Genomic DNA, 254 nt, shown 5'->3' on the forward strand with positions numbered 1-254 from the left:
CGGAATTGCGCGCGATCGCGGACTTCGTGCTGCCGTTCGCCAAGCCCGTGTGGCGCGACCTGAATGCGGCGAAGGAAGGCGGCAAGCGGATCCTGTTCGAAGGCGCGCAGGGCGTGCTGCTCGACATCGATCACGGCACCTATCCCTTCGTGACCTCATCAAACACGATTGCGGGCACCGCCGCCGGCGGTTCGGGGCTGGGGCCATCGGCAGTGGGTTTCGTGCTGGGGATCGCCAAAGCCTATACCACGCGG

1 protein-coding gene is annotated in these 254 nt (G+C 66.1%); it reads left to right on the top strand.

Annotated elements, in window-relative coordinates; all coding sequences use genetic code 11:
- Nucleotides 1–254 (top strand): adenylosuccinate synthetase (locus CVH10_RS22460; protein ID WP_181244693.1); only part of this gene is annotated, 254 nt, incomplete at both ends.

The organism is Halomonas sp. ND22Bw (assembly GCF_003011945.1).
Classification (GTDB): domain Bacteria; phylum Pseudomonadota; class Gammaproteobacteria; order Pseudomonadales; family Halomonadaceae; genus Halomonas; species Halomonas halophila.